Raw genomic sequence first — 26,000 nt, 5'->3', positions numbered from 1 at the left:
GTTGTTAAGTTTCCAATATCCATTGAAAAGGTGATTGAATGCAATCATGTTGGTCTAATGCAAGCTTCTTTGACAAGTGACATTATTCGTCCTACATGAAAAAACGTTTCTCTAGACCCACTCAAATTTCCTCTGCTAATATGGAACAATGCAAAGAGTGTTAAGGGGAGAATCTGGAGAATGGAACAACACCAACGTTATGAAAATTTAAAAATGGGTGAACGTGGAGCCATTGTAAGTATCGTGGCGTATATCTGTCTTTCTGCTCTAAAGCTGATTATAGGTAATATTTCGGGTTCGGAAGCCTTAAAGGCAGATGGTTTGAACAACGCGACAGATATTATTGCCTCCATTGCCGTTCTGATCGGTTTGAAATTAGCTCAAAGACCGCCTGATGAAGATCATCCATACGGACACTGGAAATCGGAAACAATAGCTTCATTAATAGCATCCTTTATTATGATGGCTGTAGGTATCCAGGTGCTGATAACTGCAATATTTTCTGTGTTTAAAGGCAGTAAGCAAGCACCGGATATGATTTCAGTGTGGACAGGCTTATTGTGCGCAGTGGTCATGTATTTTGTATACCGCTACAATAAGAATCTCGCCAGTAAAATCAAGAGTCAAGCTGTTATGGCAGCGGCCAAAGATAATTTTTCTGATGCCTTGGTCAGTATTGGAGCAGTAATCGGTATCATTGGATCTCAGTTTAACCTCCCATGGCTCGATCCACTAACAGCTATTTTAGTTGGCTTTATTATCTGCAAAACAGCATGGGATATCTTCCGGGAGGCTTCTCATCATTTATCCGACGGATTTGATGAAACGATCATAACCGCGTTTAAAGAGACAGTAGGGCAGGTTGAAGGTGTGGAGGAGGTTAAAGATTTGCGGGCTAGAAACTATGGCAGCAATGCTGTAGTTGACGTTGTCCTGTCGATAAAGGGAGACTTAGATTTCCAAGAAGCACATAACGTTGCTACGAATGTTGAGAATGAGTTAAAAAAGACTTCGGAAGTCATTGAAGTTCACGTGCATTATGAACCCTCAAAATTATAAAGAATGATCTTGCATACAATAATTACTACTCATAAGCGAAAGGAGGTTTCCATTTGCTATATCTCTTCGATGTTCATCCGAACCATCGCGATGTTCGAGAACTATGCAAAGATGACCCTATACTTGAAGAGTTGGTGCATCGAATCGGCCGAATCCAAATACCTCGCCAGTCGGATGGGTTTACCTACATAGTCAGAACGTTAGTTGGACAACAGCTTTCGATCAAAGCTGCAGCAACTATTTATCAGAGGTTGGAGCAGATATGTGGTACTATTACGCCTGATACCGTCTTGACTGCATCAGAAGAGAGCTTACGTTCGGCGGGTCTATCCAGGAATAAACTAAGCTATCTTCTGAACCTAGCGGAACAGACAAAACTAGGAGCGCTTAATTTTGAATTGTTAGCAAATATGAATGACGAAGAGGTCATTCGACAACTGACCTTGATAAAAGGAGTTGGCCGTTGGACAGCGGAGATGTTCCTTATTTTTTACTTTGGAAGAGCGAATATCCTGTCTTTCGGAGATCTTGGCCTCAAGCGTGCTTCAGAGTGGCTGTATGCGGAAGAAACAAGTGACGGTCCTTCAGTATTGCAACGGAAACAAGAAGTGTGGGGGCCACACTCTACGATCGCTTCCTTATATTTATGGGAAGCCATTAACATTGGCTTATTGCAATCCGGTCCGTTTCGTACGCCGTTGAGGGAAGTTTAAGAATATTATAGGGATCCTGAAAATGAGGTTTTGATAACTAAGCTGGGGTATTCCATCGAGTTGAACAGAAACGCAGTGCCAAGAAAGTAAAATAATTTAATTCAACTAAATGAATCGAGATAAGGCTGAATCTTATCCGTTATAATATTAGATAGGGGTCTTACGCAGAATTAAATACGATTTTACATACGAAAGGAAAGAATAATTTAATGAAGAATAAGTTGATTTTTCTGACTACAGATAGCCTGGGAGACGGGGATCGGGAGCTCGGAACGCAACTTTTAGAGACATTCTTTACCCTCTTAAAGCAGCGTGAACAGCTTCCAGCAGCCATCTTTTGTGTTAATCGAGGTGTGTTCGCTTTAACGGAGCAGTCTCTGACTTCATTACATTTGAAAGAGCTTATGGACAACAATGTCCCAGTGCTCGCCTGCGCTACCTGTGTTGATTATTATCATTTACGAGAGCAATTAACCGTTGGAGAAATCTCCAGTATGGGGCACTTTATGGAACTTGCTGAACAGTACGAAGTCTTAACGATTTCCTAGACCGAAATATTGATTGTCACAGGTTATAGAAATTCGTACATAAAGGAAGGTGTAAGGATTGCTAAGTGATAACAATCGAGATAAACTTGAACGAATTGTTCACGAATATCAGTTCGAACATGCAATGGAATATTTTAAAGAGTCTGTTCGTAAAGGCATTCGCTTATCCAAGAAAGAGATCGAAACATACAACGAAATAAACCCATCCCGTATAGGGGGAGATCCAGATCTACCTTTTAACGAGGAATGGCCGCTGAATTCTGATGGGATGCCTATGACGTTCTTGGCCCAGCTGCGCTTAAGTGATTTGATACCTCATGATGTAACAACACTGTTGCCTACAAAAGGTATGTTGTACTTTTTCGTAGGAGTGGATGAACCTGCCTATGGAATCGAGCACAAGGTGATCTATCTATCAGAAGACAAGCTTCAGGAAGCTAAACGTTACCCTTCGCCTGAAGTAACTTCTCTTGAGGATAAGTTTACCGGTTATCGTGTGAGTGCTAGACCAACGATGGAACTTCCCAATTATGGTTATGTAGATTACGAGATTGTGGAAGACGATGAACATGATTATGATCAATATGAAGATTTATGCTTCGAGTTGATCGGTAAGAACTCAAGTGATCTGGCAGTGATATTTGGCTATCCATCTACCCAACATGGGGATTGTGAATACGAAGCAGCACTTCATCTGTTGACAGGCCAACAGTATAACTATTCAATGGATTCAGCGTTAAGGCAAATCACAGATCATTTCAAAGGTGATTCTGATAGAGCGAAGCAGGAAGTGCAGGATATACTATTGTTGCTTGCGCTTGACTCCGATCAGGATGTGGGATTCTGCTGGTGGGACGCTGGAGAATTGCAGTTTTATATTCGAAAAGAAGATCTGCTCGCAGGCAACTTTGCAAACACCTATTGCTCCCTATATTCTAGCTAAGCCAATGATTGCACTACTTCATTTACACACTTAAAACAAATGAATTATTCCAAGCCACTGATCTATGATCGGTGGATATTTTTTATTTATTTATGTTTAAATTTTAGTTATAAGTAAGGAACATGAAAAATGAAAGAGCTCTAGAAATAATCGGGGCATAGAACTATTATCAAATGAAGTTCAACGACTCGTGAAGTTATCGAAATAAACTACATGTCCCGAAGCTACAGTTCTATTCATTCAAATGATTGACATTCATACTAAACATTCATATAATAAAGACACCGAAAACATATGAACAGTTGCTCATATGTTAATATAATAAGATTTGAAATTTTATGGAATACATCAAAGGAGAGGATCACAATGTCCGGTCATGATCATACACACAATCATGGACAAACTGCTAACAAAAAAGTTCTTCTAATCTCATTCATTATCATAACAGGTTATATGCTTGTTGAAGCATTTGGTGGATTTATTACGAATAGTCTGGCCCTGCTTTCGGATGCAGGACATATGTTGTCCGATTCTATTGCGCTTGGAGTAGCACTGCTAGCATTTATCTTCAGTGAAAAAGCGGTCAATATTGGGAAGACTTATGGATACCGTCGTTTTGAAATTTTAGCCGCAGCATTGAATGGCATCACTTTGATTGCGATTTCCCTGTATATTTTCTATGAGGCTATCGACCGATTCATCAATCCGCCAGAAGTCGCTACACTAGGGATGCTGATTATCAGCGTAATTGGTTTACTCGTTAACATCTTAGTCGCATGGATCATGATGCGCAAAAGCGATACCGAAAATAACTTGAATATGCGTGGTGCTTACCTTCATGTTCTCAGTGATATGCTGGGTTCCATCGGTGCCATTGCAGCGGCCCTGCTCATGATGTTCTTTGGTTGGGGCTGGGCTGACCCTCTTGCAAGCGTCCTTGTAGCAGCTTTGGTGTTACGTAGTGGATACTATGTCACCAAGTCAGCCTTAAACGTACTAATGGAAGGAACGCCAACAAATATGGACGTCAACGAACTTGTACAGACCATAAAACAAGTCGAAGGTGTTAAAGACGTACATGACGTACACGTGTGGTCGATCACAAGTAGCCTGAATGCCCTGACTGCCCACGTAGTCGTTGAAGGAACGCAAAGTGTATATGATACTGAATCACTCTTACAGAAGGTTGAACATAGGCTAGAACATAAAGGAATTCATCACGTTACTCTACAAATTGAGTCAGAAAAACACATACACGATTCTTCAGTGTTGTGTACATTCAAAGCTGATACGCCTGTTGCACATGCGCATCATCATTAAGAATTTTGCATTCGAAAAAACAGATTCTTAAACTAGCGAGGTTTGTTCCTGAAGAAGGGACGAACCTCTTTTTATTATTAAAGTGATTCATCAAAGTGATAGAGAGTCATCAGCTCGATAAAAGGTACAAGGCCGGCACTTTTGTCGTATACTCTATTGGAAATGGGTCTGAACTGGAAATCATTTTTTATATTGTGTTAATCTGTCTAATAGGAATGCTATTTAGAGAGAGGGATCTTACTTGAAAAGAAACGTATTATATATTGAAGATAATGAGAAAATAGGTAGCCTGCTAAAAGAAGAATTGGAACAGCGAGGATTTTCAGTTCAGTGGCTGCTCTCTGGTGAAGGAGCCGAAAAAGAAGTAAATCATCATGAAATCGTTATTTTGGATATCATGTTGCCCGGCTTAGACGGATTTACTGTGGGAAAACGATTAAAAAAGGTAGCTCCAGCGGTTCCTATTTTGCTGTTATCTGCTCGAACATCGATAGATGATAAGGTAGATGGTTTACAATTTGCAGATGACTATTTAACGAAACCATTCCATACGGATGAATTGGTTGCAAGATTAGAAGTATTAATCCGTCGAAGTGGTGGAACACATTCCGAACGCATTTCATTAGGACATCATATTGAAGTAGATCCACAAGTCCAAATGGTATTGGATAAACGCACAGGAGAAGAAATTATATTGACAGGGAAACAACATCAAATTTTAATGTATTTCTTACGCCACCCTAATCAAGTGTTACCAAAAGAACAAATTTATGAAGCAATTTGGGAAGAAGCTTACATAACGGGTGATAAAACAATAATGGTACATATCCATCGTCTGCGGCAAAAGTTGGAACGCGATCCAGATTGTCCAGAGATTATTGAAACGTTGAAGGGAATAGGCTATCGGGTGAAACTATGAAACAGACTAAATCATTATTTCGTAGGTATCTAAAAGGACATTTTCTGTTTATCTTTTTTCCTCCCATTGTGCTAATTCTCTTATCTGCATTCATTGGGTTTTCTAAAAATGGAGAACAATTGAATACGTTAAATCTATTTTACGTTACATTACTTTTGTTTGGTTTTATTATTGTCGCATTTGTTGTAATATCTTGGATTTTCTTCTTGAGACTTCGTAAAAGGCTCACGCGCTTACAGGAAGTCATGTCATTTTCAGCTAATCATAACTCATTTCCTAGACCAATATCTGTTCAAATTGATCGTATGGATGAAATAGACCAGTTAGGAAGTTCTTTTAATTGGATGATTCAGCAGCTTGAAGACAGTCGCAAGCGAGAATATGAAGAGGAATTGTTACGACATCGACTCATCGCGAATTTATCTCACGACTTACGAACGCCACTTACCATTTTGAGAGGACATGTCACCCGATTAAATAAAGAATCCATGAGTCTAGAAGGACAAAACTCATTAACAGAGATGAACCATACGATTACAAGAGTCGGAGATCTCATGGATGATTTACTTTCCTATACATTGCTTACATCAGGGAAACATCCTTTTCATCCCACTTCAACAGATATTGGACGTTTAGTAAGAGCATCTGTTGCAGCGTGGTATCCTGCATTTGAAGAACAAGAAATTCAGCTCGATGTTGATTTACCGACAGAGGAGACTTTTTATTGGGAAGCAGATCCTAAATGGATGACACGGGTTCTGGATAATCTATTTCAGAATATTCTTCGCCATGCAGCAGAAGGAAAATATGCAAACATTGTGGTTGATGTAGAAAAAGAACAGATCATTGTTGCAGACAAAGGTCCAGGTATGGATAACTCTTCCTATGAGCGTGGGGCGGGAGTTGGTTTATCGATTTCAAATTATATGTTGCAAAAAATGAGGCTGAAAGCTGACTTTACATCCAATGAAAATGGCACAAGAGTAGCTATTGGTAGAGATTAACCGAAAGTTAAACCAGATGTAAACAGCATGATAACTGAGATGTAACTTTGCTTCTTTATAATTAGAACCATAACAGAAAGGAAGTGTTATGGTTGTTTACCATTAATAACTTAGTCAAACGTCGCGGATCTCAAGAAATCTTATCAGGTATCAGTTTTACAGCTAGACCAGGTAGAGTAACTGGTTTTTTAGGTCCAAATGGGGCAGGAAAAAGTTCTACACTTCGCATCCTGCTTGGATTAGATCGCGCTACCTCAGGGAGTGCACTAATTAATGGAAAGCCATTCGCTGAATTACATAATCCTCTAGCAACAGTAGGTGCCGCACTTGATGGATTTGGAGCTCATCGTATGCGAACAGGACGGGCACACTTGCGTTGGATTGCTCGTGCCGCAGGATTGCCTCGCTCACGTGTCGAGGAAGTTCTAGAAATAGTAGGTCTTTCTAATGCAGCTGGGAAAAGAGTTGGGAAGTATTCTCTTGGTATGGGGAGAAGACTTGGCATGGCAGCTGCACTACTTGGTGATCCAACAATATTGGTTTTAGATGAACCCGTAAACGGGCTCGACCCAGAAGGAATTCGGTGGATTCGGACATTTTTACGTGAACGTGCTGAGTCTGGAAACACAGTGTTACTATCCAGTCATCTCATGGGAGAGCTTGCAGAGACGGTTGATGATGTGGTGATTATTAAGCATGGAACAATCGTTGCAGATGGAACATTGGAAGAAGTAATAGGTAACCATTCTACACTAGAGAAAGCCTTTTTTGCCCTGACATCTGAACATGCAGGTGGTGTTGTATGAGAGCATTCAACGCGGAGCTATCTAAATTGTTCTCCCTGCCAGGCATTTGGCTTGCCTTTCTTATTGGAGTATTTGCCCCAGCGGTCATTGCTGCCTTGGACAGTATAGCACAACAAGAGGAGATTATAGCTGGAGTTAGCACACGGCTATCGGAAGTTGGTTATATTGGACTCGCTCTTGGTGTGCAAGGTGTCATTATTCTTGGTGTGCTTGCTGTCAGCAGTGAGTATTTGACAGAGAGCAGTGAATCTGGTGGAGGGGGGCAGATTACAACAAGTTTAACTGTTATTCCATCAAGGCTTCATTTTTTACTGGCAAAAGCAGGCGCTGTGACTGTGATCAGCATACTGCTTTGTATTGTTGCAATTATGACAACTGTGTCTGCAACGCATCTTATTCTTGGTGAATATGCCCCTGCATTTGAATGGCCTAGGCTTATCGGTGTAGTTTGTTACTGGACATTCACTGCCCTTTTAGCATTTGGGATTACTGTTCTAACTAAGAATGGCATTATTCCGCTTGCTGTGCTCATCATAAACACATCTGTAGTATCATTCAGTTTCCTGCTCTCTAAAGTTACAAAGTTGGCGTTATACTTACCCGATAGGGCTGGCCTTGAAATGTTTATGTTTATGAGCGACAGATTTCTCACCCCGTTCAAAGGTGGTTTAGTCATGTTTGCCTGGTTAGTCGTTCTTTTTATTGTTGCAACTATTGTATTCCATAGGAGGGACGTTGCATCATGAGTGTCTCTCCTAGTAGGAAGATAACACAAATCCTTGGTGCTGAACTGGAAAAATTAGTTACATTACCATCGATATGGCTCACTCTAATTGGTATATTCATTCTTAATTTAGTTTTAGCTACAGCATTTACTTCTATTGGTCTACAAGGGGCAGCAGGAACACAAAGTATTCTGAATATAGGACTTGCTTCTATGGGATATCTTCAAGCAGGGTTCATTATTCTTGGAATCGTAGCTACTTGTTCGGAGTACGCTGGTGGACAGATTCGAACTACATTAACTACGATACCTTGGCGTGGGCTTCAATTATCCACGAAGCATTTGGCATTAGCGATTATAACCATTCCTGTGGCGTTTATTATTGTTGCATCAGGTGTACTATATACTTTCTTTATGATGAGAGACACAGCAGTAGGGTTTAAAACAGACACAATGATAATGATAAAAACATTAGTAGGTGCAACAGGCTATCTAACATTAACCACACTTCTCAGTGCAGCTATAGGTGCTTTATTAAGACGAACCACACCTGCTTTAGTGGTACTGCTTGGTTATTATTTCATTGTCAGTCCATTGTCGAGAGATTTTCTACCCAGTATTAAAAATTATTCTCCGGATATGGCAGGATATTATATGTATATGCCGCCTTCCTCTGATGAAATAAATGTTCTTACACCCATGCAAGGGACAAGTATTTTAATGTTATGGACACTGATCTTTATTACAGTAGCTATTGTAGTTTACCGTAAACGAGATGCCTAAGTTGGGGTTCATTATTTTGTCCGCTTAAGCCAGAAAACAATGATTATCAAAGAGGAGAATCAATATTTGTTGCTGGGCTATCACCTTTAAAGTTATTAGATGTATAATCAAAGTGAAAGCTCAGACAACATACGCCCCAGCCTAGGATAGGAGCTGCCTATGGCTGGGGCTATTTATTTACACTCGAGATTTTTATAAAAATGGGAAACAAATACCGCGAGATAGGCTAAGTAGATCTTAGATTTTCAAGAATGACAAAAAGAAAAAACGTTGAGCTAAAAGGTGGGGGAAAGGTGAAAAAAGGAAGAAGAAATCGAAAGTCCCTGGTATTTTTCAGTATATTGCTTATTCTTATAATTGCAGGATGTTCTACATCACAAGGGGCTCATCAAATCGAGAAAGAGAAGGAGCCGAATTTTGACCAAGGAAGTGGAATGATATTTTCTAGCCTTTCTGAACAAAAGATCGTGGATCTTGCTAAGCTCAGTAAAGTATGGGGAGTGGTGAAATATTACCATCCTAAGGTTGTATCTGGAGATAAAAATTGGGATTATGAGCTATTTCGGGTGATGCCTTCTATTTTAGAAGACCATTCGGATGTGAACTCCATTCTCTATGAGTGGGTTCATACGCTAGGTAATAAGAGCGTTTCCGGGGATCTTGAACAGCAATACCAGTTTTCCGAAGATTCTATACAGCTAAGTCCAACTACAGATTGGTCCAATGACGAGGAATATCTGGGAACAGATCTGAGTCTTGAATTATCAATGATATTAGAATCTAACATTGCGGAACGAAAACAGGCATTTGTTAGCTTTAATGATGAATCACCATTTCCAATTATACATAATGAAAACCCTTATAATAGAATGAAATTTGATGACACCGGCTACAGGTTGCTTGGCTTATTCCGCTATTGGAATATTATCGAATACTATTATCCTTATAAAGATGTTATCGGAGAGGATTGGGATCAAGTGCTTCTGGAGTTTATTCCTAAAATGATAGATGGGTCTGATTATGATTCCTATTTGATGACCTTAGCAGAATTAACAACTAGAGTACACGATTCTCATGTTAATTTGATGGGCAAAAATAGAGAGTCCATTATTGAATATTTTGGAACGTATCGGCTTCCCGTAAACTTTGTCGAAATTAACAATCAGATTGTTATAAGTACATTATTTAACGAATGTGGACTTGAGGTTGGAGATATTGTATTAAAAGTTGGCGACAATAGTATTGATGAATTATTAGAAGATAGAAGAAAATACATCTCACAATCTCGAGATGACACGTCAAGAGATTTCTTTAATGCATTATTCCGAACACATCAAAAGAATATGGACGTTACCGTAATTCGACAGGGAAAAACGATAAATATAAGTGCGACGAGTAACCTACAAGAGATTAATTACTTTGTTGATACGAAATCGCAAGCAATGGAGAACGGAGAAATCTTCTATATTAATGCTGGTCTATTGGAAGAAGGAGAGATTGATAACATCATGAAAAAATGGTGGGACACTAAAGGTCTAATTGTTGATCTTAGAAACTACCCATCCAGCGCACTGGACTATAAATTAGCCCAATATCTGATCCCTTCCGAAAAAGAGTTTGCCAAAGTGTCATTTCCTAATCGTGCAGTACCCGGTGAATATTATTTTGAGCCTCTTACCTCAGGGAAGCTTCAAGATACAGATGGCGAGGTTTATAAAGGGAAAGTCGTGATTTTAATCAATGAACATACTATTAGTAATGGTGAGTTTACAACGATGTTGCTGAGAAAAACAGAAAGTTCAATCGTTCTTGGGAGGCCAACTGCAGGAGCGGATGGTAATGTATTTAGAATTACTCTTCCAGGAAATATAATAACTAAAATAAGTGGAATCGGTGTTTTTGATCCAGAGAAAAAACCAACGCAAAGAATAGGAGTGCAGCCTGATATTCATCTTGATCCAACCATTGAAGGAATTATGGAAGGCAGAGACGAGTATGTTGAGAGAGCCGTTGAATTAATTAAAGATGGTTATTAAACTGTCTCTTAACGCATCTATATCGAACATAACAAGAAAATCACTTGAGATATGAAAGTGTTTTGGAAGAATATTAATAAAGATGTGCTTTAAGCATGTCTTTTTGCATAGGCGAATGTCATTTCATATGTAAAGAACACAGGTTTAGAGAACGTAACAAAATAGAATGAAAGAAGGCTCAAATAATTTTGAGCCCTCTTTCATATTTCTTAAAAGCACGGTTAAAAGCAAGTTCGATTTTTAATTGTCAAACTCAATAAGTATATTCCCAAGAATACGATCTATATGGAGATGGTGTGACATTAAGAGAAGAGTCCTTTTTAACAAATGTGATATAGGCTTCTCCTTTCTCTGAAGACGATGCCCATTTGTATTCCTCTCGAAGAGTACCTTTACCTGATAATACTCCAGGACCACCAAATATTTTGACTACTTCATCATAGGTCATGCCTTCTTTAATAGTAGCAGTACTTTCGACTGTAACATCTGGGTAGCTTAAAATGGGTAAATCCTTTCCCTTATATATCATCATATTTAGGTAATCGATTTGAATGGGCCCGGATATTATGACTTCATTGAAGCCATCACGGAAAGCTTCGGGGGCTCCGAACAAGTCAACACTAGGTTTTCTAGCAAAAAGATAATCAAGATCGATGGAGTTGAAATGATCCGCATCGAGAGCTAGGAATTTTTCATAATTGACAGTAGGTTTACCAAAATCTTTCACCTTACGTAATTCTTTATCATAAACCTCTTTTTCAAAATCAGATGGGATTAAGTTCACGCCTAAACTAGAAATATATATATCTTTGTTCTGATAATCAAAGCGGACATCTATACCAAGTAATTCACCTATAAATCTTAAGGGGACAACAGTTCTTCCATTAATAATCTGACTATTTACATCTGATTGAATATGTACTATATCTTCTTGGCTGTACTTATTCAAATAAGAGCTGGGAGTTTTAGTAGCCGTTTTTTGGCCAATGGGTAAGGTAACCGTGTAGTTTATATTTTCAATAGAGTAAACAATAGTAACTACTTTCTTTTTCGGATCCCATTTTACATCATGACCTAAATATTCAGATATAAATCGAAGTGGCACAAGGGTACGGCCATTTTTTATTATAGGTTTCTGATCCATTACTACTTCTTTAGTATTTACAAAGATTTTAATAGCAGCAGTAGCAGTAGCCGTATTATAAGCTGCAAAAAATAGAGTTGTCGTAATAAAAGCTATTAAAATATAATTTAATTTTTTATACATTTTTCCGTTCTCCTTCACAACAATATACTAGTCTAAAATGTGAGTTTATTAAAAATCATATCAATTTTTAGTTGATTAAACAAACTTAAGTACAATCCATCTGTTGAGGCATCGCAATGCAATAATCATGTAGAGGGCATCCCGAAGGGGATGGTGCTGATAGCAAAATGAGGATTAATCGCAACAAAAGGGACTTCGGAAGCGTCTATTCATCATGCATATAACAGCTACAGAGGTGGAACAGATGAATTTGAAAATGATGACGATATTCGGTGCCGTAATCGGTTCAATGCTCGTTTGGGCAGGAAGTGCGGCTGCGGAAGAACGGTTTACTGATCTGCAGCATGCGAAGTGGGCAGAAGACAGCATTAACTATATGGCTAAAAGGGGAACAGTTGCCGGATATGGCAATGGGAAGTTTATGCCCGAGAGGCATGTAACAAGAGCGCAAGCCGTAACTTTCATGGTTCGGGAGCTCTATCCTCAACAGTTGCAAGTTGCAACGAAAGGAACAAATTATTCAGATGTTCCAACAACACATCCTTTTTATCGTGAAATCGCTATTGCGGAAAAAAACGGGCTGGCCAGCGGATTTCCTGACGGCACCTTTCATCCAGATACAGCGATGAGCCGAGCAGAGACGGCTGCCTTCCTTACACGCGCATATTCACTTGTAACAGGGAAGCAACCAGCAAGTTTGAAGGATACGGAGAATCATTGGGCAGCAGCACCAATTCTCATTATGAACTCTAACGGATTGATCGGTGGATATACGGATGGCACCTATCGGCCGGATCGACCTGTCACTCGGGCGGAGTTTGCCGTGTTTATGACCCGGGTGATTCGATTTGAACGTGAAGCAGCTATTCAGGATCACGATTGGGATAAGCTGATATCTTATATGACCGTCAGTGAGCAAGTCGGCCAAATGCTCATGCCTGATATTAGGCAATGGAATGGTCAAGTGACAACTACCGTCAATGAAGGAATTAAACGCAGCATCCACGATCAGGACTTGGGCGGACTAATTCTGTTTGACAAAAATATTGTAGACGTACGGCAGGTTACAACACTCACACATCATCTGCAAATGGAAGCAGGTGACATTCCGCTGTTTCTCGGCATCGACCAAGAAGGAGGCGTTGTTAAGCGAATCCCCGGCGGGACGAATCTGCCAGGTCAAATGGCGCTTGGCGCAACCGGTGACGCGGCACTGGCCGAAGCGGCAGGAAGGCTGACAGGGGAAGAGCTGAAGGCGCTCGGGCTGCAGGTCAATTTTGCCCCGGTGCTCGACATTAACAGTAATCCAGACAACCCGATCATCGGGATGCGTTCGTTTAGCTCGGATGCGGACTTGGTATCACGGCTTGGGATCGCAACAATAAAAGGGCTGCGTCAATCTGGAGTCATTGCGGCAGTTAAACATTTTCCGGGGCATGGTGACACGACTGTAGACTCCCATCTGGGAATGCCGGTGTTGACACATAACCGCGAACGACTCGATGCGGTCGAACTGAAACCGTTTCGCGCCTCGATCGAGAACGGGGTGGAGATGATCATGACCGCCCATATTGCTTTCCCCGCAGTAGATAACGAGCACATTATTTCGCTTAAGGACGGAAGCAGCGTGCCGATCCCTGCCACGTTATCTAAAAAGGTGCTGACAGGACTGCTTCGTGGAGAGCTTGGTTATAAAGGCGTTATCATTTCTGATGCCTTCACCATGAATGCGATAGCGGAGCATTTTGGGGAGAATACAGCAGTGGAACGTGCGGTCTCCGCAGGTGTCGATATCATCCTTATGCCGCAAGATCCAGCAGCTGCACATCAAACACTGGTTAACGCGGTGAATAGCGGGACGATCCCGAAAGAAACCATCCATAATTCGGTGAAACGAATATTAGAGCTTAAATCAAAATATGGTTTGTTTGACCGCGGCGAAAGCCTTACGCATAAGTTGAGCGCACTTAACGATATCATCGGATCCGAGGTGCATCGCACAGTGGAGCGGAAAATTGCTGAACGAGCGGTCACATTATTGGCCAGCCGCGACGGTGCGCTTCCGGATCAAATCCATCAAGGAGACCGGGTTGTTATTGTCGCAGCTGAGCAGGAACAGGCCAAGCAGCTTGAGAGACAGCTGCTGCAAGCCGCCAGCAACCTATCGCTTAAGACGGAGATTTCTGTTATCGGTCAAGGAAACAAGGCGGAAGCGCTTAAAGCTATTGAAAAGGCGGATTACGTCATCCTGGCCACTTACCAGTTCCGTAACGTAGCCAGTCAGTTTGGATGGACCGATGTTCAAACGTTGATCCAAGAGATGAACGAGCGTAATAAGCGATACGCGCTTTTATCTCTTGGTAACCCGTATGAGACGATCTTTTTGCAGAACGTACGCTCAGGACTTGCAGTTTACGGAAAACAGGAGCCCAATACAACCGCCGGGATCAAAGTGCTGCTCGGCCAATTGGAAGCCGGGGGCGTACTGCCAGTGACAATGGATCAAAGTAGGGTAAGTGATAATTAATTTCTCCCAGTTGGGAGATAAGAAGCAGGATTAGTATGATGACGAAAGCAGAGTCAAAGATGAAACGAAAATAATGGGAAATGGAAACAGCATATCTCTTGAGAGAGACATGCTGTTTTTAGCTTTTCAGCGAATCGGTGAACCGTATCACAAGTTGTGGTAAAGTAGAAAGTTGAGTTGAGAGTAGACTATTCGTAAAGCTAATAATTTAGTGCGATCCTAATAAAAGATGAGGTATATGTGATGCCAAAAAACGATAATATGCTGGCAATCCTATGGATGCTGAATTCGGGAGTTAAAATGACCGCAAAACAAATATCCGAAAAGTTAGAAATAAATATAAGGACAGTCTATCGGTATATTGATGCGCTAGGTGCCAGTGGAGTGCCTATAATATCCGACACTGGTCATAATGGCGGGTATAGCTTGCTGAATAATTTTATCAGAGCACCTCTGCTATTTGATATTGAAGAAAAAAAAGCACTTCTTCATGCTGCTGTTTTTGCAAAAGAAGCCGGATACCCTTTGAGTGAGGCATTAGGTAATGCGACATCCAAATTGAAAATGTATTCGAATCAGGAACAGGAAAGTGTTCTCAGCCGTCATTTAGCCGGATTTGAAGTTATAAACCGTATGGGAGACCCTTCTATGCAGCCAATATTGGCGGAATTGGAGCAAGCTGTAGCAAACGAATTCTCTGTAGAAATTGATTATCGCACACGTCGTGATGATCAACCCAAGACTAGGGTGATAGATCCCTATGGAATGGTTTACTGGAACAATAAATGGTATATTGTTGCATTTTGCCACCTGAGAAATGAGATCCGCAGCTTTCGGGTAGGACGGATTTTACAAATCAAGCGTACTCAAAACATATTTAAGCGTTCCGAAGCTTTTTTGGCTCGGGAATTTTTTGTGCGAAATCTATTACCTGATTTAGTCGGCAAGGACGGGTTAATTGCTGTAATTATCGAAGGTAGGTCAGAGGCGTTGGATGACTTATGCCTGCATTGGTTTTTGGGGCATCATCTGAAAGAGCGTACACCAAATCAAGCAATCTTTTTACTTGAGGAAAAATCAATTCTTACCTATGTTCCTAATTTTCTCTTATCCTACGGGAAATCCATTCAAGTAATCGAACCACAGAGTTTGAAGGAAAAACTTGTTGATGTTGTGTCGGAGTTAATGGAATATTATCAACTTTAATAGCTTCACTGACAGCGGATGTCAGTGAAGTCATTTTATAATGATGATAATCATTGATTACCGATGGATGGATGGATGGATGGTTGGTATCACTTGATGAATTGTTAAATAAGGAGAACTTGCAAATGAATAATACGGTATATCTCTATGTGTTTGACACAATGGCAGACTGGGAAATAGGTTACTTAACTGCCGAACTGAACTCGGGAAGATATTATAAAAAGGGACTGGCCCCATCAAAAATAGTTACCGTGGGAATTGATAAGACTCCAGTAACTACAATGGGCGGACTTACAATACTGCCTGACATCAAATTGGATGAGTGCAGCATTGAAAAATCAGATCTATTGATTTTACCAGGTGGAAATACGTGGACAGAAACCATTCACCACCCCCTCTTAACAATCGCTGAGAGGTGTTTAAGGGAAGGTATATGGGTTGCAGCGATTTGTGGTGCTACAATGGGACTTGCCCAGACAGGATTGCTGAATTCACGTGGGCATACAAGCAATGATCTGGAATACCTTAAAATGATCTGTCCCACTTATACAGGAGAAAAGTATTACAAAATGGAGTCTGCTGTAACTGATGGAAAACTGATCACAGCATCTGGAATAGCTCCATTGGAATTTTCTGTACATATCTTGAAAGCTTTGGATGTGTTTTCTCCAAAAACATTAGACGCCTGGTATAGCCTTAATAAGACTAATGATCCTAAATATTACTATGAGTTGATGAATTCAATACAATGAAGGTATCAGCATCTTTACATCTATTACACCATTTATAACAGAGAAGAATCCTTCTGAAGCAATGGAGTTCTATAAAACTGTTTTCTTAGATTTTGGAAATGGTTTTTTACAGCTGGGAGCAGCGAATCCGACTTATAAATTGACCTTGCCGCCAGATGAAGACAATGTGTGTTATTCTTTATGAATTTATGTAATTAATGTTGACCAGGTATTTGAAAATGCTAGCAAGAGGAGCAAAAGTAAAGGAACCGGTTGCAAACTTTGTTTCAGGTGATCGATTCGGAAGTATATTGGATCCTTTTGGAGTAAGATGGTCTATTATGACTAGGATTAAGGATTTGTCAGAAGAAAGTAGTCGCAGGGTAGCTGAATAGGCCAGAAGCTTTAGTGAAGAATAAATGCAATAACTTTATTAAATAGTTGGCGAAAATAGAAACTTCAAATTTTGAGGTTGAAAGCTTACTGTTGACCAATACCAATGTAAAGGAGGATTACTATGACCAAAGAATTATGGCTCAATTTGCCAGTCAAAGACCTGAGCAAGTCAAAAGAATTTTTCAGCAAAATCGGTTTCTCGCTTCATCCGCGTCATATGAACAGCAGTGAGATGGCCGGCTTAGTCATAGGCGATAAAAAGGTGATGGTGATGCTTTTTCCAGAGTCCGCTTTCAAAGGTTTTGCGGGAAATGAGATTGTCGATACAACGAAGGGAACCGAGGTGTTGTTTTCCATTGATGCGGCAAGCCCGGAAGAAGTAGATGAAATGGTACGCAAGGCTGTTAACGCGGGTGGTACTGTATATGGAGAGCCCGGATACAAGGACGGGTGGATGTACGGTTCCGGATTCGCCGATTTGGACGGCCATCGATGGAATGTGTTGTATATGGATATGGACAAGATGCCACATGAGTAACAATGTAACTTATTAGGTTAACCATGAGTTTCAATAACTGTGAACGAGTCTGGCTGTCCCGATTGCAGGGAATGGGCAGTGCGCAATATTCGTTATGGAGGAAGCGGAAGACCTGTCGGCGATCCGGACGATGTTCGAAGAAAACGCCGAGTAATATCGCGTCTATAACGAAGGGCTCGAGGAATCCGAGTTGGACAAGATGATGTTATAATATATCTTCCGTAGTCATGGTTACAAAATAGCCATCGATATAACAAAAGAGAAGAGCGAGGTTTCGCTAAGTTTTCCACGAGCGCTCGCTCTTTTTGCTACGCTGTTATCCAATTGAACAGTTTGCAGGCACAATTTGGGCAAACGTGAAGCCGGAAGAGCTGGAATGGTGATTTCTCATTCTTTTTTAGTTTTTTAGGCATATCAAGCACACACCATGTTCATATTTCGCATGGAGTGCGCCGACCAAGGTATATTTGTCTTTGAGGGGAGGGGATGGGTTGGATCGACTTGACCATCATCGTGTTCTCATGCTTATGGGGGCGCCTTTTTATTCTCTGTCGGATATTTAGAACCTTCGTCGAATGAGTGGAAGTCAGAAGGAATCTAAGGGGTGTATTTCGAATATGAAACGGAACAGTACTACGCTGAAAAGGTGGTTGTATTATGCAGACGTCAATTATTCGAACTGTGGAGGAATTATCCAACATCGAACATCAATGGCGGGAATTCATGCGTCATATAGAGAATCCTGAAATCTTCGCATCGTGGGAGTGGGTGGAATCGTATATTCATCACTTGATGGACCCTTCGAAAGAACTATTTATTATCGTCGTTACCGATCAAGATACATGCGTAGCCATAGCTCCTTTGTGTATAGTGAGCCAAAAAATCATATGGCGCAGAATAAGTACACTACAGTTTATTGTTGCCGATGTAGGAGATGTAAATCTTATTTACATCCATAAAGACTGTCATGGCGTGAAGGTACTCAACCAAATCATCCAAGTACTCCTGCAGCATCAAGATGAATGGGATTGGATCGACCTGTATAATTTACAATCCAGTAATCCGCAAACAGAGCTGGTTAAGCATTTCTTCGGTGAACAATTTGATCTGTTCGAAAGAAAATTATCTGTTCTCCCATATATCGATTTAATGCAATATAACGATATGAAAGCCGATAAGAGCAGGATTAAAGCAATTGAACGCAAAGAGCGGAAATTATTACGGGATCATCATGATGTAACAATTAAAATCTTTGAGCCCTTTGATCTGCAAAAATGGAGCAACTTTATCGAATTACATAAACAACGTTGGCAGGATAGTTTGTTTAACCAACCTAATAACCAAGCTTTCTTTGAAGAAGTCTTGTTGCAACTCCACAACCAAGAACGCACACACCTCTCATATATTGAAATAAATGGCCATGTTGCTGCAGCTTGGCACACTATGATCTATGCAGACAAAGCATATATGTACATGATCGCATCACCTAAGCATTACGCGGAATATGGAGTTGGGTTGGTATTGACTAATCGAGTGATTCGTCATCTCATGAATACCAGTAGCTGCTTACAAGAAATCGATTTTCTAAGCGGTCAGCAGGATTACAAATTTTACTGGGCAGATCGCGTAAAAATCAACTATCATATCCGGTTCATTAACCGAGCACGTAGAACCAAGCTGCTTCGAGCCTATTCCTTCATTCAATTCAATAAGCAGCGATTGATATCGCTCCTGACACAACGTTAACTCGCAAAACCAAATCCCCCTCCGGTTGGGTGGGGGATTGATTAAAGACTTGTTTATTTTTAAATAAACAAAATGGTCTTGAACTGTACAATGTGTACAAAGACAAAGGTGGTACTCTACATTGTGGAGGTACTTTCGCTAAATGAACCTTGCATCTTCAATACAGTGATTTTACAAACACAGGCAAATAACTCAGGACAGACGGGGTCGGTGCAACATTCAGTACGCGAATTTTGTATGTATTAAACTAGTTTGTAAATTACTATTACAAAATATAAACTCTTAGAATGAATGCTCTAAGTTTTTATTTGAATTTAATAGCCATGGTTTCATACATAATAACGCTTAAAGTACGACGAGTTACAGTGAAGGCAAGTGTATTTTGTATCACTTGGCCATGAGGTCAATTTGAAAAGGTATTCATGTGAAAAGATAATAAAGTAATTTCTTAGTGCCTAGATAAATCTCAGTATCTTATTAAAGAACTACATGCTACTCGCGTATGTTCTTTTAATAATAAATTAAAATGGAATATAATGAGGAGGACGTAGCCCATGCGTAGGGGCGGGAGCGTCCTTTTTTATAGAACTAACGGGCAGAATAGTTGGATTGCAAGAGGAATTAATACCCAATCAGTCGAATATTATTGGTATACATCCCTTTAGTTTCATATTTTAACAAAGAAAACGATAGAGAAACCTATAGACTATCGTAGAGGTCACGTGTATGTCGGTTTTGAAAAAACGAAAGTGGATTTTATGGTTGTCAGCTTTAGTCCTTATCGTTGCAGTTCCAATAACAATTTTCATGCAAATAATCATTCATTCTAATGTACCAGAACTTGCAGAAGGAAGCATTGAGCAGCGGTATGCACAGCAAGGAAGCTATCATGTAAAGGTAGAAGAAGTTAAGAGTACGAGCGGAGAGGCTTTATTTAGAATATACTACCCAGCATTTCAAGGAGACGAATCCTATCCTATTATTTCTTGGGGGAATGGCACAGGTGCCACGCCAGATCGTTATGATGAGCTCTTAACTCATCTTACTAGCTGGGGATTCATTGTAATAGATTCCTATAGCAAAACAACAGGAACGGGCAAAGAAATTGTGGAGGCTATTGATTATTTGAGAAATGAAAACCAACTAGCAAACAGCTTGTTTTATCAAAAAATACAAATGGAACATATTGGTGTAGCTGGACATTCTCAAGGGTCTACTGGGGTCATTAATGCTCATACCAACTATATAAGTGGATCGTTGATTAAGACGATTGTATCCATCGCTCTCCCGGATTTGAAGCATTGTGATCCAGAAGATGTGTACGATACAGCACGTATTACCGTTCCTTTCCTCATTATGGGCGGTACACGAGATTTTCTAATCTCACCGGTATCAACGAATCAATTAGCCTTGCATAGTACTAACGCAAGCACGCCTGTTATGATGGGGATGGCAAAAGGTGCAGCTCATACAGCGATTGAAGGTAATGGTGGCAATCATAGGGGTTACTTGACGGCTTGGATGAGATATCGGCTGCTTGATGATCAGGAAGCCATGAAGGCATTTCATGGGGATTCTTCCGAGATGATGCATAATACAAATTGGGTGGACGTTATACAAGCAAATATGGATGATAATAAATTCGTGCATCAATAACAAAAAAACGGCATGTTTGCCGGTTTTACTGTAAACCTGCGTGCGAAAAGGGCCATTACGAAACAGCTTTTTGTCACAGGACTAGAATATAGTCCCATAAGAACCCGCGCCCAGCGCGGGTTTTCTTTTTTAAGGGATCAAGTTCTTGTCCTTTGTCCAGGACAAGAACTTGATCCCTTAACCGATAATGGACAAGAACATGGTCTCATTGCCGATTAGATAAGTAACTAATTAACCGATTTAACGTTGCAAGTGCTTGCAAACATCGCTAAACATGGTTCATAAGGTTACCACAGACGCCATTGCCGACTTAGTTGTGACTAAAAAGATGGCTGCTATTAAAAAGAATCTTCACTTGTAGGGCCATAATTTCGGGAGGATTGGTTCTTTTATTTTTAATTCACCATTCCACGACGCCGACGTAAGCAGATGCCATAAATTGGACAACAACTTCATTATCAATCTCTTGGCTCATGAATTTATTTTTCATTCTATTTTTTAAACTTTCAATGATCACTTGCATCAACTGATCATGAAAGAAAGTCACGGCTTTGTTAGTCAGCATGGAGGAATAAAATAAATAATGATCATCAAATTATTGAAACACGGGAAGAAATTGTAGAACATCTAGTCCATCTTCCTCTGGATTTGCTACAGCACAGGAATGAACTTAATGTGAAAGTGGATATTTTTTTTGATACTGATTTGTTTTTGGTGCCGTATTGGCAAGCAGTTTTTATTTCACAGAAGTGGAAGGGAGATCCTATAGGAGTTAATTTTCGTGTGCTTTTATTGGACTCGAATGTACCCGTGGAAGGTCGGATGATCAACTATCCGAGAACTTCAAGGTCGTCTTCAGTAACAATCCGACATATAAATAAACTTACTTTGTTTAATGGACAAACAAAGTGACAAGTGCTATCATCACACCATGATAACAAAATCTTATACTCGTACATTTAAAGGGGGAGCAAAGCTGTCATGGATCAAGATATTAAACAAGCGATAGTCAGAGGAGAAAACACAAAACTATAATTCTATAGGGTGTGGTAATGGCGGGGATACTTTTTGTGGTAGGTCCATAAATAACAATTAGATCTCGGTTCGCAGGGGTTCTTGAAAAGAGTTGCCCATTTGTTAATACTATTTGAGTATACGGAGAAATATTTAATCGTAATCGTCCATCACTACTCTCCAATTCAGTATTAAAATAATCCACTTTTACATTCTGATATGGGCTATTTTTTACCATGACAATTGCTTGATATTGTGGAGGGTAAATTAGAGGAGCAGGTGCATTTCCGTCATAGTATCCAGTCACTTGATCTCCTACTGACACCATTTCATGGTTTACAAAATAAGTATTGGGTGACACAACGAAATTTACTAATGCTCCCAATCCGTTATCTACAGATATTAATTTTAAACATCCTTCATCATTTTGACCTGTAAAAAAATCATTAATCATAGTGATAGTCCCGTGAAAAGAATAAAAATTTGTCATATAATATCTCCTTTTTCTTTAAAAAGATAATGCACTATTCGTAAAGTCAAATAACCTGTTTTTACAGTATGCAGGTTAATAACTATATGATTGTGCTGATGCCTATAAAGGAGATTCCTCAGTGGATAGCGTGTTGCGCTAACGGAGAGCATTTCTTTGTAAAGAGAAATGCTTTAAAAAACGATAAATTGAATGCTAAGATCATGTTATCTTTAAATAAGTGGAGATGTTTTAAATGAATGTTAAACGAGGTATAACCACTTTCTAAGAAAAAATGAAATAAAAATGTGAGGTGTTTATTTTGAGAGAAGTCACAACACTGTTTTTAAAAATAGTTGTTATTATTATAGGAATACCGGTTCTTGCTTTATGTATATTTTTAGTGCCCCCTATGGGGAATTTCGCAGCAAATTTGTATCCAAATATTTTCCCAATGAAATATCTCGTTTTCATCGTGATGTATGGAGCAGCCATACCTTTTTACTTTGCTCTCTATCAGGCTTTTAATCTTTTACGGTACATCGACGATAACACAGCTTTCACGGAATTATCTGTAAAGGCATTAAAGTACATAAAACTCTGCGCGATAACAATCAGTGGTTTGTATGTATTAGGTATGCCACTCTTTCATTTTATAGCGAAGAAAGTTGACCCTCCTATTGGATTAATCGTACTCATCATCATTTTTGTTTCGTTGGTTATCGCCGTTTTTGCTGCTATCCTCCAACGGCTTCTACAAGAAGCGATTAACATAGAATCAGAAATTGATTTGACGGTCTGAGGTGAAGGATATGGCAATTATTATTAATATTGATGTGATGTTAGCAAAACGAAAAATGAGCGTAACGATGCTTTCGGAGAGGGTTGGAATTACAATGGCTAATCTTTCTATTCTGAAAAATGGGAAAGCAAAAGCGGTTCGTTTTTCAACATTAGAAGCGATATGTAAGACTTTGGATTGTCAGCCAGGTGATATTTTTCGTTAAGCTAACGGGCAGAATTCTTAAAAAACAACCCTATCCCAAGGTAATTCAAGCTCTTGCTGTTAAAAAGGAATTTCAGCATGGTGGGATAGGTACTCTGATAAAGAGAAGAGGAGTCTTGATGGGTTATCGGAACATATTCTTGTCATACGATGTCCAATGACACAAAAGTGCCAACATAACTTGACGATGAAAAGCTTGATAAATCAGGCTTTTCTTATTTTTTGTAGGCACATTTGTGTCATGCAAAAATGCACAAATATGCCTACATAATCGTTATTTGACACAAAGTTACCTACATTGTCGCTGGTAGTGGTTTAAAGGGTATATTGTGAAGAGCGATTCCCATGGCAAAGGCCAATGAGCTTCTCTTGATTCTAGGAAACGACAAGGTATTACCCCTTTGCTGAAGTTAACCATCTAGTAGATGTCAAGATTTTTCTAATAAAGAGTCAGCGTTATACTACACTTAAGAATGCGCATGCCAAGCAAATCTTCAATTACTGGAAATTTTTTTATGTAAGTTGTACTAATTGTTAGTTCAATGAAACAGCGACATTTTTAGGACTTTATTTAGCGTAGGAGGCGTGAGACAGCATGGCAGATTTTGAGTGGTACAGAAGCTTCTGCAACATTTATAAACATAACTCGGTGTCCGAAGCGGCAAAGACTCGCATGTTGACACAACCAGCAATGAGCCAGCATTTGGCCTCTCTCGAAGCCGAAGTGGGCGAAGCGCTTTTTATTCGAACGGCACGTAAGATGCTACCCACTGAACGAGGGAAGGAATTATACTCCCAGTTGGCCCCCCTAATCGAGTCGCTGGAGGAGGCAACGATGAATTTTAGGACGGCTTCGCTGCCGACGCTTACCGTGATCAAGATAGGAACGGCGCATGAGTTCTATACGGAAAAAATACTTCCCCAGCTACATCGATACGATTTCCGCACTAACACCCATTTTGGCTCTGCCGCTGAATTGCTGGAGATGTTGAAAGAGGATGAGGTGGAAATCATCATTACCTCGCAGAAGATTCAGACGCCTGGCATCGAGTACCTGAAATTAATGGATGAGCAATTTGTGATTGTGGCCCCGCAGGATTATGAAATACCAGACACAGACGATCTCGAAGTCAGAGAGCAATGGTTGACCGAGCAGCCGTGGATGAGTTATGGACTGGAGTTGCCGATTATCCGGAGGATTTGGAGGGAACATTTTAAAAAGCGTCCTCAGATCAGACCCGTTCATGTCATTCCAAATTTACATATGATATTGAAGGCTATTGGCAATGGAACCGGGCTTAGTGTGATACCTACCTATCTGAAAGATGAGGCGTCCAGAGTCCATACGAAGGTGATTTATGAGGATTTAAAGGTGAAAAACGAATTGTTCTTTGCTTATAAACTTAAGCACAAGCATTTGCCCCAGATCCGCGAGATTATGGCGGTCATACGCGAAGAGGAATAGAGATCGACCAATGTTTGTTGGGCGGTCTTTTTTTTCATTTTGTATAAATTTATTTATTGTTTACCCTATATAATATAATTGGTTTTATAGTTGGAGGGAGACTACAATAGGTGAGTAACCAAAATTCATACTAGTTAGAGGCAATACAAAATTGTGGAATAGAGATATAGGAGGAGAGAAGCAATGAAAGTATTCGTGACAGGTGCTACAGGTTATATAGGTGGATCCGTGGCCAAGGTGCTGATTGATGCCGGGCATGACATCTACGGTCTGGTGCGTGATCCGAAGAAGGTGGACGCACTTAAACAAATCGGTATTAAGCCCGTGTTGGGCACGCTGGAAGACATTGAAGTGCTGACTAAGTATTCTAAATTAAGTGACGCGGTCATTCATACTGCCGATTCAGATCACAGGGGAGCTGTGGAGACCTTTATCAGCGCCTTGCGCGGTACCGGCAAAGCATTCCTGCATACATCGGGTTCTAGTGTGGTCGGAGATGATGCCCGGGGCGATTCTAAAAGTGAGAATATTTATGACGAGGAGACGCCGTTTGTTCCCATGGATATCCGCGCTGACCGGGTCGCTATCAACAATTTGGTGCGCAAGGCAGGAATAGATGATTGGGTCAGAAGTGTGGTTATCGTACCTTCCATGATCTATGGCAATGCGCTAGGATTACCGACGGAAAGCGATCAACTGCCCCAGGTTATCCGCAAATCGAAGATGGTCGGAGCGGGCGTTCATGTCGGCAAAGGTGTGAACCGCTGGTCCAATGTTCATATCAAGGATTTGGCCGATTTATATCGATTGGCTTTAGAAAAAGCAGCTTCAGCTTCTTATTTCTTCGCAGAGAATGGAGAGGAATCATTCCAGGATATTGCCAAATCCATCAGTGAAACACTTGGTTTTGAAGGAAAAACGATGAGTTGGCCGGCCGACGAAGCCATTGCAGAACTGGGTGATTGGGCTCGCTTTGCCATTGCATCCAACAGTCGTGTACGTGCGGTACATGCAAGAAATCTGCTGGACTGGAAACCTTCAGAAGAACCTATGCTGAGCTGGATTAAGAACAACTCATAAGCCGGGGTATTCTAATCAGATGGGCATATTAGGTATATTTTTCC

The 26,000-nt window shown here is 40.3% G+C and carries 23 protein-coding genes and 1 pseudogene; 22 read left to right on the top strand and 2 right to left on the bottom strand.

The features are described 5' to 3' along the window. Positions 1 to 180 precede the first annotated feature (180 nt). From IEW05_RS08855 to IEW05_RS08805, 11 genes are all read left to right on the top strand, one after another. Positions 181 to 1,059, top strand: coding sequence for a cation diffusion facilitator family transporter (locus IEW05_RS08855; RefSeq protein ID WP_188537829.1), 879 nt, complete (start codon positions 181 to 183; stop codon positions 1,057 to 1,059). 53 nt (positions 1,060 to 1,112) lie between these two features. After that, entirely contained in the window at positions 1,113 to 1,772 is a 660-nt protein-coding gene (locus tag IEW05_RS08850; protein ID WP_188537827.1) for a DNA-3-methyladenine glycosylase family protein, read from the top strand. A gap of 209 nt (positions 1,773 to 1,981) precedes the next feature. After that, positions 1,982 to 2,320, top strand: a complete 339-nt coding sequence (locus tag IEW05_RS08845; RefSeq protein ID WP_188537825.1) for a DsrE family protein — start codon at positions 1,982 to 1,984, stop codon at positions 2,318 to 2,320. 58 nt (positions 2,321 to 2,378) lie between these two features. Continuing rightward, positions 2,379 to 3,263, top strand: a complete 885-nt coding sequence (locus IEW05_RS08840) for a YwqG family protein (protein ID WP_229753307.1) — start codon at positions 2,379 to 2,381, stop codon at positions 3,261 to 3,263. Between the two features lie 366 nt (positions 3,264 to 3,629). Beyond that, complete coding sequence (locus IEW05_RS08835; protein WP_188537823.1) at positions 3,630 to 4,583, top strand: cation diffusion facilitator family transporter; 954 nt, start codon at positions 3,630 to 3,632, stop codon at positions 4,581 to 4,583. Positions 4,584 to 4,824: 241 nt separating this feature from the next. Next, positions 4,825 to 5,502, top strand: coding sequence for a response regulator transcription factor (locus tag IEW05_RS08830; protein WP_188537821.1), 678 nt, complete (start codon positions 4,825 to 4,827; stop codon positions 5,500 to 5,502). Continuing rightward, the gene (locus tag IEW05_RS08825; protein ID WP_188537820.1) at positions 5,499 to 6,506 is read left to right on the top strand and encodes a HAMP domain-containing sensor histidine kinase; all 1,008 of its coding nucleotides are present in this window, start codon (positions 5,499 to 5,501) and stop codon (positions 6,504 to 6,506) included. Before IEW05_RS08830 ends, IEW05_RS08825 begins: the two co-directional genes overlap by 4 nt. 92 nt (positions 6,507 to 6,598) lie before the next feature. Then, positions 6,599 to 7,312, top strand: coding sequence for an ABC transporter ATP-binding protein (locus tag IEW05_RS08820; protein ID WP_188537817.1), 714 nt, complete (start codon positions 6,599 to 6,601; stop codon positions 7,310 to 7,312). After that, on the top strand, positions 7,309 to 8,058 hold the full coding sequence (locus tag IEW05_RS08815) for an ABC transporter permease (RefSeq protein ID WP_188537815.1): 750 nt from the start codon (positions 7,309 to 7,311) through the stop codon (positions 8,056 to 8,058). The genes IEW05_RS08820 and IEW05_RS08815 overlap by 4 nt, the downstream gene beginning before the upstream one ends. Beyond that, entirely contained in the window at positions 8,055 to 8,819 is a 765-nt protein-coding gene (locus tag IEW05_RS08810; RefSeq protein ID WP_188537813.1) for an ABC transporter permease, read from the top strand. Before IEW05_RS08815 ends, IEW05_RS08810 begins: the two co-directional genes overlap by 4 nt. A 251-nt stretch (positions 8,820 to 9,070) precedes the next feature. Further along, on the top strand, positions 9,071 to 10,855 hold the full coding sequence (locus IEW05_RS08805; RefSeq protein WP_188537811.1) for a S41 family peptidase: 1,785 nt from the start codon (positions 9,071 to 9,073) through the stop codon (positions 10,853 to 10,855). A 253-nt stretch (positions 10,856 to 11,108) separates the two neighbouring features. On the opposite strand, the gene IEW05_RS08800 is transcribed toward IEW05_RS08805, so the two are convergent. Further along, positions 11,109 to 12,122 carry a copper amine oxidase N-terminal domain-containing protein gene (locus IEW05_RS08800; protein WP_188537809.1) on the bottom strand — a complete coding sequence of 338 codons (1,014 nt, stop codon included), beginning with the start codon at positions 12,120 to 12,122 and terminating at the stop codon, positions 11,109 to 11,111. 214 nt (positions 12,123 to 12,336) lie between these two features. On the opposite strand from IEW05_RS08800, the gene IEW05_RS08795 reads away from it, so the two are divergent. From IEW05_RS08795 to IEW05_RS08770, 7 genes and pseudogenes are all read left to right on the top strand, one after another. Further along, positions 12,337 to 14,649 carry a glycoside hydrolase family 3 N-terminal domain-containing protein gene (locus tag IEW05_RS08795; protein ID WP_194434109.1) on the top strand — a complete coding sequence of 771 codons (2,313 nt, stop codon included), beginning with the start codon at positions 12,337 to 12,339 and terminating at the stop codon, positions 14,647 to 14,649. A gap of 243 nt (positions 14,650 to 14,892) precedes the next feature. After that, entirely contained in the window at positions 14,893 to 15,855 is a 963-nt protein-coding gene (locus tag IEW05_RS08790) for a helix-turn-helix transcriptional regulator (protein WP_188537805.1), read from the top strand. A 125-nt stretch (positions 15,856 to 15,980) separates the two neighbouring features. Then, positions 15,981 to 16,607 carry a type 1 glutamine amidotransferase family protein gene (locus tag IEW05_RS08785; protein WP_188537803.1) on the top strand — a complete coding sequence of 209 codons (627 nt, stop codon included), beginning with the start codon at positions 15,981 to 15,983 and terminating at the stop codon, positions 16,605 to 16,607. Between the two features lie 13 nt (positions 16,608 to 16,620). Then, a pseudogene (locus IEW05_RS25600) lies at positions 16,621 to 16,981 on the top strand (VOC family protein); the annotation flags it as partial. Positions 16,982 to 17,103: 122 nt separating this feature from the next. After that, entirely contained in the window at positions 17,104 to 17,520 is a 417-nt protein-coding gene (locus IEW05_RS08780; protein WP_188537801.1) for a VOC family protein, read from the top strand. A 657-nt stretch (positions 17,521 to 18,177) separates the two neighbouring features. After that, positions 18,178 to 19,266: a GNAT family N-acetyltransferase gene (locus IEW05_RS08775; RefSeq protein ID WP_188537799.1), complete on the top strand. Its 1,089-nt coding sequence runs from the start codon at positions 18,178 to 18,180 to the stop codon at positions 19,264 to 19,266. Positions 19,267 to 19,992: 726 nt separating this feature from the next. Next, the gene (locus IEW05_RS08770) at positions 19,993 to 20,922 is read left to right on the top strand and encodes a poly(ethylene terephthalate) hydrolase family protein (protein WP_188537796.1); all 930 of its coding nucleotides are present in this window, start codon (positions 19,993 to 19,995) and stop codon (positions 20,920 to 20,922) included. A gap of 1,009 nt (positions 20,923 to 21,931) precedes the next feature. Here the strand turns inward: IEW05_RS08770 and IEW05_RS08760 are convergent. After that, entirely contained in the window at positions 21,932 to 22,426 is a 495-nt protein-coding gene (locus tag IEW05_RS08760) for a hypothetical protein (RefSeq protein ID WP_188537792.1), read from the bottom strand. A 391-nt stretch (positions 22,427 to 22,817) separates the two neighbouring features. Here IEW05_RS08760 and IEW05_RS08755 point away from each other — a divergent pair, with 391 nt between their 5' ends. The 4 genes from IEW05_RS08755 (at position 22,818) to IEW05_RS08740 (ending at position 25,956) form a co-directional block, all read left to right on the top strand. Beyond that, positions 22,818 to 23,207, top strand: a complete 390-nt coding sequence (locus IEW05_RS08755; RefSeq protein WP_373285825.1) for a DUF2975 domain-containing protein — start codon at positions 22,818 to 22,820, stop codon at positions 23,205 to 23,207. A 10-nt stretch (positions 23,208 to 23,217) separates the two neighbouring features. After that, positions 23,218 to 23,412, top strand: a complete 195-nt coding sequence (locus IEW05_RS08750; RefSeq protein WP_188537788.1) for a helix-turn-helix domain-containing protein — start codon at positions 23,218 to 23,220, stop codon at positions 23,410 to 23,412. 594 nt (positions 23,413 to 24,006) lie between these two features. Further along, the gene (locus tag IEW05_RS08745; protein WP_188537786.1) at positions 24,007 to 24,876 is read left to right on the top strand and encodes a LysR family transcriptional regulator; all 870 of its coding nucleotides are present in this window, start codon (positions 24,007 to 24,009) and stop codon (positions 24,874 to 24,876) included. A 183-nt stretch (positions 24,877 to 25,059) separates the two neighbouring features. Further along, complete coding sequence (locus IEW05_RS08740; RefSeq protein WP_188537784.1) at positions 25,060 to 25,956, top strand: NAD-dependent epimerase/dehydratase family protein; 897 nt, start codon at positions 25,060 to 25,062, stop codon at positions 25,954 to 25,956. Positions 25,957 to 26,000 lie beyond the last annotated feature (44 nt).

This window comes from Paenibacillus segetis (assembly GCF_014639155.1).
GTDB classification, from domain to species: domain Bacteria; phylum Bacillota; class Bacilli; order Paenibacillales; family Paenibacillaceae; genus Fontibacillus; species Fontibacillus segetis.
This window is presented reverse-complemented; position numbering and strand designations above follow the sequence as displayed.

Coding starts and splice junctions, on each gene's coding strand:
- IEW05_RS08855 (WP_188537829.1), top strand. CDS start 181: ATGGAACAACACCAACGTTATGAAAATTTAAAAATGGGTGAACGTGGA.
- IEW05_RS08845 (WP_188537825.1), top strand. CDS start 1,982: ATGAAGAATAAGTTGATTTTTCTGACTACAGATAGCCTGGGAGACGGG.
- IEW05_RS08835 (WP_188537823.1), top strand. CDS start 3,630: ATGTCCGGTCATGATCATACACACAATCATGGACAAACTGCTAACAAA.
- IEW05_RS08825 (WP_188537820.1), top strand. CDS start 5,499: ATGAAACAGACTAAATCATTATTTCGTAGGTATCTAAAAGGACATTTT.
- IEW05_RS08815 (WP_188537815.1), top strand. CDS start 7,309: ATGAGAGCATTCAACGCGGAGCTATCTAAATTGTTCTCCCTGCCAGGC.
- IEW05_RS08810 (WP_188537813.1), top strand. CDS start 8,055: ATGAGTGTCTCTCCTAGTAGGAAGATAACACAAATCCTTGGTGCTGAA.
- IEW05_RS08805 (WP_188537811.1), top strand. CDS start 9,071: ATGACAAAAAGAAAAAACGTTGAGCTAAAAGGTGGGGGAAAGGTGAAA.
- IEW05_RS08800 (WP_188537809.1), bottom strand. CDS start 12,122: ATGTATAAAAAATTAAATTATATTTTAATAGCTTTTATTACGACAACT.
- IEW05_RS08795 (WP_194434109.1), top strand. CDS start 12,337: ATGCATATAACAGCTACAGAGGTGGAACAGATGAATTTGAAAATGATG.
- IEW05_RS08790 (WP_188537805.1), top strand. CDS start 14,893: ATGCCAAAAAACGATAATATGCTGGCAATCCTATGGATGCTGAATTCG.
- IEW05_RS08785 (WP_188537803.1), top strand. CDS start 15,981: ATGAATAATACGGTATATCTCTATGTGTTTGACACAATGGCAGACTGG.
- IEW05_RS08780 (WP_188537801.1), top strand. CDS start 17,104: ATGACCAAAGAATTATGGCTCAATTTGCCAGTCAAAGACCTGAGCAAG.
- IEW05_RS08775 (WP_188537799.1), top strand. CDS start 18,178: ATGCAGACGTCAATTATTCGAACTGTGGAGGAATTATCCAACATCGAA.
- IEW05_RS08770 (WP_188537796.1), top strand. CDS start 19,993: ATGTCGGTTTTGAAAAAACGAAAGTGGATTTTATGGTTGTCAGCTTTA.
- IEW05_RS08760 (WP_188537792.1), bottom strand. CDS start 22,426: ATGACAAATTTTTATTCTTTTCACGGGACTATCACTATGATTAATGAT.
- IEW05_RS08755 (WP_373285825.1), top strand. CDS start 22,818: ATGGGGAATTTCGCAGCAAATTTGTATCCAAATATTTTCCCAATGAAA.
- IEW05_RS08750 (WP_188537788.1), top strand. CDS start 23,218: ATGGCAATTATTATTAATATTGATGTGATGTTAGCAAAACGAAAAATG.
- IEW05_RS08745 (WP_188537786.1), top strand. CDS start 24,007: ATGGCAGATTTTGAGTGGTACAGAAGCTTCTGCAACATTTATAAACAT.
- IEW05_RS08740 (WP_188537784.1), top strand. CDS start 25,060: ATGAAAGTATTCGTGACAGGTGCTACAGGTTATATAGGTGGATCCGTG.